This window comes from Paenibacillus sp. CECT 9249, assembly GCF_918697855.1.
In the GTDB taxonomy this organism is placed as follows: domain Bacteria; phylum Bacillota; class Bacilli; order Paenibacillales; family Paenibacillaceae; genus MSJ-34.
The window spans coordinates 16,642-29,538 of sequence record NZ_CAKKLI010000006.1 but is presented as its reverse complement, the minus strand read 5'-3'; the positions used below and the strand labels follow the sequence as shown (position 1 = coordinate 29,538).

General features: G+C 45.6%; 10 protein-coding genes. All 10 read left to right on the top strand.

Annotation, left to right across the window (positions count from 1 at the left end; genetic code table 11):
* Window positions 1-27 precede the first annotated feature (27 nt).
* The 10 genes from LQ229_RS07350 (at window position 28) to LQ229_RS07305 (ending at window position 12,885) form a co-directional block, all read left to right on the top strand.
* On the top strand, window positions 28-1,209 hold the full coding sequence (locus LQ229_RS07350; protein ID WP_230191322.1) for a DUF6155 family protein: 1,182 nt from the start codon (window positions 28-30) through the stop codon (window positions 1,207-1,209).
* 12 nt (window positions 1,210-1,221) lie between these two features.
* The gene (locus LQ229_RS07345) at window positions 1,222-1,860 is read left to right on the top strand and encodes a UPF0158 family protein (RefSeq protein WP_230191321.1); all 639 of its coding nucleotides are present in this window, start codon (window positions 1,222-1,224) and stop codon (window positions 1,858-1,860) included.
* Window positions 1,861-1,912: 52 nt separating this feature from the next.
* Window positions 1,913-2,185, top strand: coding sequence for a hypothetical protein (locus LQ229_RS07340; protein WP_036712127.1), 273 nt, complete (start codon window positions 1,913-1,915; stop codon window positions 2,183-2,185).
* Window positions 2,186-2,459: 274 nt separating this feature from the next.
* Window positions 2,460-4,037, top strand: a complete 1,578-nt coding sequence (locus LQ229_RS07335; protein WP_230191320.1) for an SWIM zinc finger family protein — start codon at window positions 2,460-2,462, stop codon at window positions 4,035-4,037.
* A gap of 151 nt (window positions 4,038-4,188) precedes the next feature.
* Window positions 4,189-4,368, top strand: a complete 180-nt coding sequence (locus tag LQ229_RS07330; RefSeq protein ID WP_036712133.1) for a hypothetical protein — start codon at window positions 4,189-4,191, stop codon at window positions 4,366-4,368.
* A 13-nt stretch (window positions 4,369-4,381) separates the two neighbouring features.
* The gene (locus tag LQ229_RS07325; protein ID WP_216541197.1) at window positions 4,382-4,945 is read left to right on the top strand and encodes a zeta toxin family protein; all 564 of its coding nucleotides are present in this window, start codon (window positions 4,382-4,384) and stop codon (window positions 4,943-4,945) included.
* A 365-nt stretch (window positions 4,946-5,310) separates the two neighbouring features.
* The gene (locus LQ229_RS07320) at window positions 5,311-6,378 is read left to right on the top strand and encodes a hypothetical protein (RefSeq protein WP_197186982.1); all 1,068 of its coding nucleotides are present in this window, start codon (window positions 5,311-5,313) and stop codon (window positions 6,376-6,378) included.
* Complete coding sequence (locus LQ229_RS07315; protein ID WP_216541196.1) at window positions 6,375-9,464, top strand: hypothetical protein; 3,090 nt, start codon at window positions 6,375-6,377, stop codon at window positions 9,462-9,464. The genes LQ229_RS07320 and LQ229_RS07315 overlap by 4 nt, the downstream gene beginning before the upstream one ends.
* Window positions 9,448-11,913 (top strand): DUF3962 domain-containing protein, encoded by a 2,466-nt coding sequence (locus LQ229_RS07310; protein WP_216541195.1) that lies wholly within the window; start codon window positions 9,448-9,450, stop codon window positions 11,911-11,913. The genes LQ229_RS07315 and LQ229_RS07310 overlap by 17 nt, the downstream gene beginning before the upstream one ends.
* A gap of 15 nt (window positions 11,914-11,928) precedes the next feature.
* On the top strand, window positions 11,929-12,885 hold the full coding sequence (locus LQ229_RS07305) for an HD domain-containing protein (RefSeq protein WP_216541194.1): 957 nt from the start codon (window positions 11,929-11,931) through the stop codon (window positions 12,883-12,885).
* Window positions 12,886-12,897: the final 12 nt, after the last annotated feature.

The following is a 12,897-nucleotide window of genomic DNA, read 5'->3' as shown; positions in this document are numbered from 1 at the left end:
ACCCATTGTAATTCCAACCGAGATACAGTGGGTTTGTTTATATACTCGGAATACTTAAAAGGAGAACAGACGATCATGCTTTATAGATGCAGAATCGAACTGAATGAGATTGCCCCGAAGATTTGGCGGGAGTTTCAATTTCATCCGGACGTGACGTTTCATCAGCTTCACAAAATCATCCAATCGGTCATGGGTTGGGAAAATTACCATTTATACGAGTTTCATGTGAAAGAAAAGGTGATCGGTCTGCCCGATCCGACATTCGAGCATATAGAAGACCGCGAGGTGCTGAATGCACGGAGGGAAATCGTTCAGAAGCATGTTCACGAAGAAAACACCGTATTTACATACGTGTATGATTTTGGAGATGATTGGCAGCACACGGTTACGTTGATCAAAATCGACGCATCGACATCCGACCCGGCACCCTTGTGTCTAGATGGTGCCCGCGGCTGTCCGCAGGAAGATGTGGGAGGCGTGTGGGGGCATCAGCATATGCTGGAAGTACTGCTTACTCCCAATCATCCGGAGCGGGATCATTTTATAGGCTGGGTTCGAGAAGGATATGATCCCGAACATTTCTCCTGCGAAGAAGTGAATCAGGAGCTTGAGCGGCAGAAGGACAAGCTGATCCCCAAGTCACTGGTTAAGCGGCCGGTAGGGAAAAAGCCTGTGAAGCTGACGAAGTCTGCTCTGAATAAGCATCTGAAGCAGCTAAATAGCGACCAGCTTATCGATTTGGTGAAGGCTTGTTATGGCGCCAGCAAAGATATGGAGAAGTTTCTTGCTGTAAGAATACTGGGCGATGAAGCAGTAGAGTCTCTCTTTCAAGAGTATTGCAAGAAGGTTGAGAAAGAGTTTTTCCCTGAGCGGGGATTTGGCAAGCTGAGACTCCAGGAAGCGAAACATGCGATTTCGGAATTCGAGAGATTGACTGGAAATTCCAGGTACGCCCTGGAATTGAAGCTGGTCTACGTTGAAAATGGAGTTGATTTCACCCTAAGCTACGGGGATATTGATGAACGCTTCTACTACAGCATGGTGTCCATGTATGCCGATATCATTGATCAAGTAAATGAAGATGAAACAGCCGAGTTGTTCGACGAATTCGAGGAACGTCTCGAAGCCGTTGTTTCGAAAACAGAAGGGATCGGCTGGGGTTTTCATGACAATTTGGCTAATCTGCACGCTCAAATAAGATGGATTTAGGTGGGGAACTTAATGCGCGGCAGGAAGAAAAATAAGCGGACCGGTCAGAAATCGGAATTCACGGGGCTGTTGGAGCAAGACGAGAATTTCTATTTTATCGCCGGATATACGGATGGAGGCTTCCCGTATGGAATCACGTGGGAGGAATATGAGGCGGAACAACGCGGCGAGTTGATCAAAGCGACAGTAGCTGAGGGAGAACCTATGAAAGAATTGAAATTGACCAAGCAGCAGTTTCAGGAGATTGTGGATGCATACGACATGTACGTAGAAGGAATAGAGTCCTTCCTGAATATCGAAACTGGAGATGTTGTCATGTTGCGAACGTTTGACCGGGATGAAGAGGACGAAGAATTAAGCGAGATCATTGAAGAAGGCTTTAATGAAATTTACTTTCGGATACCGAAACGGGAGTCGGATGAAGGATATACCGACATGGTTGATTTTGCGGAAACGGTTGAAGATAAAAAGCTGCAATCCACTTTGATGCACATATTAAGCGGCGGCAAGAGAATATTCCGAAGATTCAAGGATGCGTTATCTTCCGACAGCGAGCAGTTAGAGCGGTATTACCAGTTTGTTGAAGAGCAGAATCGCAAACGTGTTTCTGATTGGTTCGAATCCATTGAAGTGAAGTTGATTCTCGAGTAATAAAGAAATGTTTGGGCAGGGGATACCGGTGAAACGTTCTACAAGACAGACGATGATTAAGCTGTATGCTCAAGCGGTCATTTCGGAACTTCAACAATTAGGTTATCCCAATGATCAAGCTAAAGCAGTCTTTTTTCGACACTATCGAGACATGAAACGCTTATTTGGTCTTGAGCAGAATGCATGCGATTTTGCAAAGATGATTGATGAATTTGAACGTGCCATGCAGAAGAAGCATGACCCGAGTGATCCCAATTCAATTGCTGTTGGCCATCTAAACCACTTGGCTAAAACATACATCCTTAAGCATAAAAGCAACAAATGAGCAGGATTATTTTCCAAATGGCAACCGATATACGACCTGTGTCGCTGTCACCATTTCTAAAAGATGAATATGTAGACGCTGCGGCAGACCAACATATTCCCTTCTTTACCACGGTGCGATCTTATCAGGTGTTCATCGACTATTGGAATTCCAAGATGGAAAGAAGCATCCAAAGGGGGTGGTCCTCTTGAATTTATCCGATTTTTCCAGATACATAGATCCTGCAGTTGTACACAGAGGGAAGGAATACGCGTCCGAAGGACGGGTAATTTCCTTGAAGTCCATTGCCGATGAAAAGTACACTGCGGTTGTGCGCGGGTACGAGGATTATGAGGTTTATGTAAGGCTAGACAACGAGAACAACATAATGGAATCGGAATGCGATTGTCCGTACGATTTCGGGCCGGTATGCAAGCATCAAGTCGCCGTATTCCTCGAGCTTAAGAATAGAGAAGCAGACGGGGCATCTTCACCGGAGCCTTCTCTCCGGCAACTGTTGGAAGCAGAGAGCAAGGAGAAATTAATCGAATTGCTGCTCTCGATTGCATCGGATTCATATACCGCGGAAGAGCGCATTAGAATTCATTTGTCGAAAAGGGGCGCGGATCAGGAGTTGGACGCCTGCCGACGGTTGATTCGATCCTACATTGACACATATTCGGATGATCATGGCTTTGTGTCTTGGCGGAACGTAAGCCGCGCGGTGGAAGGTGCGAAGATCGTCGCTGAAAAGGCTCTCGCCGCCTTCGATGAAGGGGGATGGTTGCACGGGCTGGCGATTCTGTTTTGCATCATCGAAGAGATGATTGAATTATTGCAGTCCGCCGACGATTCGGACGGTGGAGTCGGGATCGTGATCGAAAGCTGTCTGGAATCGATCTTCAAGCTGGTTCAGGATCGCCATCATATTCCGGCGGAAGAACGCATGAAGATTTTCCGTCGGTTGTTGGAGGAGATACATCAACCTTATTATGACGGGTGGCCGGATTGGCAGCTCGCGCTCCTCGAGGCGGCGGGCGCGCTGATCGAGTCGGAAGAGATGCAACATCAATGGGATGATGCGGCGGATTCGCTCCTGGGTCATATGTCCGGGAGCAATTGGTCGAAGAGGTACGCAGACGAGCGGGTGGCTGTGCTCCGATATGGTCAAATATTGGAACGTTCAGATGAAGAACAGGCGAAAGCTTATTTGTATAGACATCTGCATTTCCCGGAAATCCGGGAGATTGCGATTCGTGCGGCGCTTGAGCAAGGCGATGCCGAGGAAGCGATCCGATTGGCGGAGGCCGGGGAAGCTCAAGATCAGGAGCTGCTGGGGCTCGTCTATCGCTGGAAGAAATATCGGTATGAGGCATACCATCGCACAGGACAAGTCGAACAGCAGCGGAAACTCGGGATGGAGCTGATCATGAACGGAGAATATGATTATTACCGGTCTGTGAAGGATACATTTTCGGATGAGGGAGAATGGTCCTTGTATCTGCAAGATATGTTAGATCAATTGGAGCAGAGCCCGAGGGGAGAGCATACGTATACCCAAATCCTGGTGGAAGAGGAGATGTTCGCACGGCTTTTGGAACATGTCCGCAAGGCACCTTACCGAATTGAATCGTTCTATGAGCAATTGCTTCCGCATTACCCGGAGGAGGTGAAGGCGCTTTTCGTGGCATATATCGAATTCCGGGCGGATCAATCCAGAGACAGGCGAGATTACGCCGATGTTTGCCGGATCATTCGAATGCTTCAACAGGTTGGCGGACGGAAAGAAGCGTTCACCGTCACACAAAAATTGTTAACCAGGTTTCCGCGAAGACCGGCTTTCCGGGAGGAGTTGGGGAAGATCCGTTTTTGAACTTTATAATGGAATAAGAAGTCACGCGGTTTGTGCACAGCGGATTTTTTTGTGATGAGGGTGGACAAACCGGTATGCGAAACCTGTAATTTTGATCATAATCGAATATGTTATAATAATGTCTAAATGGAGACGGATTCGGTGGTGATCAATGATGGATCGTGTTCAAGATTTGCAAAAACTGATCAAACTTACGGGCGAGCGCGCGAAACTGGATGCAAAAGCGAACGGGACTTACATTGTCTATCAAACGGAAAAAGGCCAGATTGTCAAAGAATATTCAAACGGTGTGATCGAGCCAATCGACAATCCTGGGGTTCATCATGAATGAGTACTCCACAGTGATGGTTGTATTCGCCGGCAATAACGGCAGCGGCAAAAGCACCATTCGCAATTTGATAGTGGACAGGCTTGGTATCAGTGTCAATATAGATCCCGACGCTTTAGCTCGCGGCATTGATTCTGACCATCCGGATCGCCGCAAAGTATCCGCGGGCAAAGAAGCGATTAAGCTTGCGAGAGAATGTATTCAGCATAAACGAGATTTTTCGTTAGAAACGACTTTGGCCGGCGGTAATGCGATAAGACTGATACGGGAAGCCAAGGCGAACGGCTTTGAAGTGACGATGTTTTATGTGGGTCTAAATGATGTTCGGCTCAATATCGAACGTGTTGCCGCCAGAGTTCGAAACGGCGGACATCATATACCGACTGAAGACATCATTCGGAGACAAACCACATCCATGCAAAATCTGCTAACTCATATCCATCTCATTGATCATTTGATTGTGATTGATAATAGCGAAGTTTCCGGTAAAATCGTTATGCAAGCTGAACATAGTATTTTAAAATATCAGGCCGAATCTCTTCCAAAATGGGTGCATAAGATCAAGGATCAGTTACATTGATTATGGAGAATCATATGAAGTTTGAAATTAGCAAATCTATGGAAAACAAAATTAATAATTGGGATAAATGTGAACCCAAAGATGTAACGGGAGCAAAGTTTGCGTACATATTTATACCAACAAGTCTAGGATTGGTTATCAAGGTCCAGTGTGATGTTTGTAAAAGGGAATTACTACTAACCGAAGATGATTAAATCTTGAATTTTACATTTCTCCCAATGTGAATAAGGAATTCTACGCGACCGGATTAGATCTGGTCGTTTTTTTTGTGCAGAACATATATTCGCTGACAAAGTGTTGTCATGACTTAACTATAAAATAAAAATATACTAGGTGATTCTTAATCCATTACCGGTGGTGTTGAAATGCAAATTGATAAGAATGATGTGAGGGATTGTTTGTTAAACTTAATCGCAGGTTTGTCACAGTGGGGAGAAGACTTCAGCGAGCCGCCGGCTCTATTGCGTCAAGGACATATGCAGTTTGTTCGACTCCTGATGTTGGAGGGAAAAAAAGCTCCAATTGATTTGCATTCACTTATTCAATTGTTGCAAAAACCGGCAGAAGAATGGGGAATTGTAGTAGCCGGTATCTATCCGGAGGAAGCGCCGCTCTTGATTCCGGATCTGGGCTTGTCACCAGACGCACGTGAATTTAAAATCATGTACGATTCGCCTGAAGAAGCTCAGACACAAGAAATAGTAGAGATATTGCGCTACTGCCGAGGGACAATGCCGATGCTAGAGGAGAAGTACCGAAAACTTCGAGAGTTCCTTATTACCAATCCGGTTGTATCTGCTTACCGTTTAATGGAGTTTGGGCTGGAGCTTAAGGATACAGAACTGATGAAAAAGCTTAGTCGCTGTTATGAAGAAATTTCGGACGATGTAGAACGATATCGCAAATGTCCACGATGCGGATGGACGCTGGAATTTCGTAACGATCACTGGCAATGCGGGGCAGAAGATCTTTGTGGGAAACTGGCCAGTCGCGGAGAGCTTAAGAAATGGGAAATCCATGAGCCCATGCATCGATTGCGTTATGGAATTTATCGGTACACGATGTTGCCAGGGTTGGCTGAACTTACAGCTAAAGATTGGCTAACGAAGAAAGGTTACAAAGTTGAACTCTTTCCGCAAGTAGACCGGTTTGATTTAGCCGTCGAATTGGATACGCATATCGTCTATCTGGATATGAAGGATTTTAAGCACCCCCTACACCTGGCTAACTTCTTCAATAAAATGCAACCCCACCAACTAGAGAAATATCGAGACCCACATGTATATATTGTCATTCCGCAATACCGAACGAAAATATACCCCGGTTACTCGAAGCTTGTTAAACAAGCACTTATGGCTCATGCGAGTCATCTGAAAGTCATAAATGAGCGGGATGTGCAGAAGCATCTGGCTGGGGAGGCAACGGAGAGATGAGAGTATCGTATTGGACCTATTTTGAGCAGTTCCTTCCGCGTCTCTTGCCATCTGGATTGCCGCGGCAAAACATTGAAACCATTTATACTGTGGAATTGTTCGTTACAGGATGTTTGATGGTTGATTCTTCTATGCATATCAGCGAAGGTTATACGATTTTATCAGGTTACGACTCACCTATTCTTCCCAAGCCTGCTCGGAAGGAGATTGCACACCGTTTAAGAGTTTTATATAGTGCTTTGCGCTCAAGGATGACATGGGACAACTTATTCGAACGATATGAAGAAGTTTCGGTTGAATATAGATTATATGAAAACGACGGTAGGCATTGGAGACTCCGGACTCCTGCCTTGTTCGCCGATCGCAGGAAATGGTACGAGCAATTATTTGAACAAGCTGTTGCCCATCAGTCTAAAGATATACACTTTGCTACATCGGGCAAGTTCCACTATTACAAATATAATCAGGAACAAGAGTCCATTCGTTATGTCGGAGAAATCCCACCGCCGTTGGTTAATACGTCAACATTTCCGAGATATAGACCGAAGGGGAGATTTACACTTCATCTTGGAGACGAGCATACCTATCAGACAGAGGGGATGCGAGAAGCTTCGGCAGCCTTGGAATGGAAGGAACGGGCCGGAATTGGACTTAAACTAAAATCATTGACAAACCCCAGTATCCGACAGTTTGAGTATAAGGGCTTACAGCATATCGTAGGGGGACTGGGGTCGGGAAAATCCACATTTATGGTGTTGGAAACGGATCGATTAGTCCGAGCAGGAGCTCGTGTCGGATTCATTGAGAGCAGTGTCCCTCAAGTATTAAATCGAGTTAAGGAACTTCGTTTATTGGGAATTAACGCTGTTCCTGTAATTGGAAGAACGGGTCGCCGTAAACATCAGAAAGATTATATATCCGCCCGTCGCCATCAGATTCGGGATGTAACGGATTGGGGGCAGGATTCTTATCTGGAACTCCGACATGTATCCGATTTTTGCATCATCCATGCCCTTGCCAATGACCATGAAAATACGACAGATTATCCATGTCGTCAGTTAATACAGCAGGAGAAAAAGTGCGTATGCCCCTATGCAGCCAGTTGCGGAATCTATCGCGATTTCGCAGCCCTGATCCATGCGGAAGTATGGGTTACAACCTCAGCAAGCATATTGAAAACAAAACTACCTGTTATGCTGGACCCTTATGAGAGAACAGTCTATGAAGCGATGTATGACTTGTTAGACATCATTTTCGTTGATGAAGCCGATGCGGTTCAGAAGCAATTCGACGATTCCTTCGTCTCCGAGATTGCATTGTTTGGTAACTCTCAGCATCTCTTTGAGAAGACCCTGTTAGAATCATTTCGAAAAACGATAGGTTATTATGGTAAGTATGCACATGACGAGGTTGTACAAGACTGGATGGATGTTCTGAATCGCCTTGAAAGCACCATCCGCCGCGGTGTATATCGTACATTGAATTTATCGCCTGAATTCGCTCAGTTTTTGTACCGGAAGCTATTACGGCTCTCTACCGAAGCTTATCGCATCAGTGGCGCTTTCGCCAAGGACGAACAGAATCGGGAGAGAATTGAACAGGAATTACGCAACTATGCGGATCATCCGCTGGACCACCCTATCTATGCAGATGTAACGAAAATGCTGCAAGCTCGAACGAAGAAGGAGCGGGAACAAGCTCTAACTACCATTCTCCATAAGTTGGGCGGTGAGACAAACCCTGTTGGAAGATTGAAATTCCCGGTTCATTCGTTGGAATTATATTTATGTCTGGCACTTATCGATCATGATATACAAGTGTTCATGGATCTTTATCCGCTAGTTCAAGCCAAATTAGGAAAATTATCTGAATTCGAGGGACTCTACACGATTCAACGTGAGTTTTCAGCAATTATGAAAGATGCGATGACAGGACGTATGACGGGGTATCTGTATGAAGTAAAACCTGGGAATGACACAGGTACATTCAAAGCCGTTCAGTATTCAGGTGTCGGTCGACTTCTCCTTGAAGACTGGCAATCGATCTACGCTGGAATAGATGGATATGAAGGTCCTGCGGTTGTTCTGCTTTCAGGTACAAGTCTGGCTCCAGGATCAGCCCATTATCATATTGCATCGTTGCCTGGATGGCTGTTGGAATCCAATCTGGGTGTTCCAGTCATTCACCAGGAATATTATCCGATCTATGAGCACGGGAAGGAAACCCCTATCCAAATATCCGGTGAGATTGAGGATAGGAGAGAACGAAATCTACGTGCGCTAACCGCCAAGTTAATGTCCAAGATTGAACAAGAATTGCTGGAGTGGCGTTACTCGGGTGCAAATCGTAAAGTGCTGTTGATTGTCAACTCTTATGAAGACGTTGCTGATGTCGGAGCCGTATTTGCATCACATTCTTCTTGGAAAAATAGATACCGCCAGTTAACGAGGGACCCGGATCATTTTCATGAAGCCGAGTTTTCAAGAGCAGAATTAGAGCGGTTTGCTAACGAAAACGCTGATGTGCTGATCGCCCCGTTACTTGCGATAAGTCGCGGTTATAACATTCTGGATGATACGAAAGGTTCATTATTCGGATCTGTGTTTTTTATGATACGGCCATATCCGATACCGCAGGACATGACCTATCTCATCCAACTTTTGCATGCCAAACTGCCTGACTTCATTGAACGTGCCGATTTTGAAGGCAAGCTTTATAGGCAGGCACTGGACCTCATTCGCAGCGAAAGTAATAGCTTGCTCCACCGGATGTACCGTAAACCAGACTATTGGTCCGTATTAAATCCTGCGGAGAGAAAGACCATAGCCTGGTATACGTTTATCCCAGTCTGGCAAACGATTGGAAGGCTTCTTCGCAAAGGCACACCGGCGAGAGTGTTCTACTGTGATGGTAAATTTCTAGCTCAGCCCATGCGCACGGATGTTGGGGAATCGATGTTGGATTACTGGCTGAAGATCATGGTGGATCATGAATCAAATCCAGCATTTCGCAGTTTATATGGACCATTTATAGACAGTATGAAAGTCATGATGGAAAGGAATGAGGCCCATGAGTCGGACTGGTAAATTGCTGCAGCTGTATGCTTTCGAGAGCGACCAAAATGCTTGGAATAATAAGCAGATCTATCTACTGGATATACCAACGGTTTGGAGAGAATTTATTCGTCAATTTTATAATGGCGTTAAGCTGCCCTTTGCGATTAAGCCATTAGGTAAAAAACTGCAAAGTATATTTCCACAGATCGTCTCGGTCAATAACCAATTTTATCTGGATGAAAACCGTCCGTGGCTCATTGCAACGCAGCCAGTCCCGGTTGGAATGATCCTATTACTGGCTAAGGGATGGATGAACCAAATAGCAACGAGGCAAGGCGTAGCTGCACCGGATGATTTGGATACGAGTACAATGGACTGGCGAAGCGAGGCGGTAGATTCCATTTTGCATCGTGATTCAAGGTTAAAATATGAATTGCTTCCTGCTCTAGTTGCACATCAATTTTGCTTGAGTCCGAAACAACTACTGCTTGATAACCGGGATGAGCCTGTTGAGCTTATGTTCTCGCAGGTATATGCCACGCAAAAGGCAGAGTGCATGTCTGAGCCCATAACCACTAGATCTGGTACTTTTTCTTATGTCGTCCGATTTCGGTTACAATATAGGGCCGGTGAGCCGGAACGACTATTATTGATGGTTTCGGCTGGAATAAGACGGTTTATTACGAAACCACAGGAGACCAAATATCTGAAAGGCGGCATTAATAGCACGTTATTGGTTTCCATGGACAATCCTCTGATCAAAGATCAGGGAATGGGATTACGTTCGTACGCGAGTTTATCTTTTCGCAGAGAAGGTGGAACTGAGCCTTATACACGTTGGTCTGAAGGGCTCGACGAATTGTTTTGTGATGTCTTATGGGGCAATCCGTTATCGACTGAGGATATCTTAACAAATCCAGTCAAGTATCACTCAGATCGTTCCCCTAAGATATGGGTCGTTCATAATAACAGAGTCTTTAACCCCCTATATGTTGAAGCGGGAATCAGCATTCAGGAGAAAATGAGATTTTACGAGATGGTACGGGAGAATGTATCCGACTGGAGATCGCTTACGCCGTTGCCACTTGTGCCGAAGCCTAAGCTAGAAGGGACAAGGAGGCGAGTGAGAGAACCGATCCCACCCGTATACTGCGGTCATGATAAAGATTTTGTTCTTGAAGTGTGGGGACCGGACTCTCTTTATCAATGTGTCGTCGAAGCATTGAAGGCTAAAAAATATAAAGGAAAGTTGCTGGCTGAACATGTTGACGGAGAAGTTTTTAGGTTGAACTCTTCCTCTCGAAACCGCATCATTGTGGTCAAGTGTGACAGGAAGGACTATGTAGATGGCTTGGATCGCGGAGCACTTAAGGACCTGGCGGATGAACATCGAACCAACAAAATCCTCCGAAGCATCGAACATGTTAAAGGGAATCAAGCCATAACTTGCTCATTGATTGAAATATTGCCTAAAGACGACTGGAAGAAGCTTGGCGAAGGAATAGATCCCAAGCAAGCCGTACGCAAAGGGTTTCAATTAACGGGGAGGATCACTCAATTCGTCTATCCCGAAAACGGGGCAAAGAAGTCTAAACGTAAGAAAGATAAACCGGAGTCAAGCTATATTCACAAAGTCTTCAACTGTATTTTGGATTTATTGGGGGATGCGGGAGTTATCGATTACAAGGCACATATGGATGTAAATGAACAACGCCCAATCATAGCCTATGATCTGGTTTCAGGTGATAAAGGAACTTATGCGATTCTTACGAAATTGGAAGACGGTGTATTAATGGTAAAAAGCCGGGGCAGTGAGGAATGGTTGAGTTTATCAGAAGCTGTGTTGAAAACAGATCAATTTGATCCGCTTCCCAAAGCCCCGGATGCGCTAAAGAAAGAGGTCGCTCGCTGGTTCGGTGAGCAGTTAAGAATGGAACGAATGAGTGGCAAGGAGCCGATCGTATTAGTTGAAGCGGAGCTTCGATATAAAGGGTTGGACGGCATTCAAAACAACAAAATTGGCCGTGGTAAGATTCCTGACTTACCTGGATGGATACAGAACGATCAGGGGATGACCGTTATTCGTGTTAATTCCAATGATGACGTTCCAGCCTATGGTTTTCGCCCCATGTCATTCTCTATAGGTGTCTATTCTGATAACGAGTCCGGACTGTATTACGGTGTAGGAACCAAACCCAAGACCCAGAGGAACATTGCCAAATCTATGACCAAGTACGATAACCCTGAAACGGCATTTCAGCAACCCCGAGTTGTGGAATATATGCCATTAGGTCCGATGGATAGGCAAGACCGAGAGCGCTTAGCTTGGATGGTGCATCGCTTACGTGAAGTGTGCGTCACCTTTGAATCGACTACGGCACAACCTTATCCCTTGAAAATGACGGGTACGTTAAAGAAATACTTACAATTCAAGGAATATGAGATTACCGAGGCAGAGGCAGAGTTTTTGGAGTTGTAATTGGGGGTGAACAGAATGACATTGATTAAAGATCTGAGTACGAATGATGAATTCGTCGGCTTCTATTTGCTGAAAGAGCTGGAGCTGAAGCAGACCAACACATCCCCGGCAAAGGATTACTTCGATTTGGTGCTGTGTGATGCCAGCGGCCAGCTTCCTGCCAAGTATTGGGATGTGAAGGAAACGGAAAAAGACGACTTTACTCCGATGACGCTTGTCAAGGTTCAGGGAATCGTTCAATTGTATCGGGAAAAGCCGCAGGTTAAGATCACCCGGATTCGCAATGTAAGCAATGAAGACGGTGTGTCTCTAACCGATTTTATTCGGGCGGCTCCAATTGAATCTGCGGAATTATTAGAGGTCATATACAGAGTAATCGAGAGTATTTCGGACCCGGTCATTCGTGATATTATAAGCTTTTGCGTCGATAAGGTGAGTGAGAAACTGGCTCATTATCCGGCAGCCAAAATGCACCATCATGCATACTTTGCCGGACTGGCTTATCATATCGTTCGTATGCTGGAAATTGGTGAGTTCCTATGCAAGCAGCGGCCATTTCTGAATGCAGACATGATCAAAGCCGGGATTATCCTGCACGATATTGCAAAGCCAGAGGAGATGATCGCTCAGCTTGGGGTCGTGACAGATTATAGCACTCAGGGAAAGTTGATCGGTCATATTGCAATGGCAGCTGGTTGGATCACAGAAGCTGCATTGCGGCTGGAACTTCCGCTTGATTCGGAACAAGTAATCGGATTGCAGCACCTTATTCTCTCTCACCATAACCTCGGAGAATGGGGGAGCCCGGTACAGCCGCAAACGGCAGAAGCGGTAGCATTGCACTATATTGACGCACTGGATGCCAAACTCCAGATGGCGGAGGACGCACTAAGCGCCACTTCGGACAAGGAGTTGTGGACACAGCCGGTCCGAGGGCTGGAGAATAAAGCGTTGTACAGGATGTCATTGTAGAAATTAAAATAT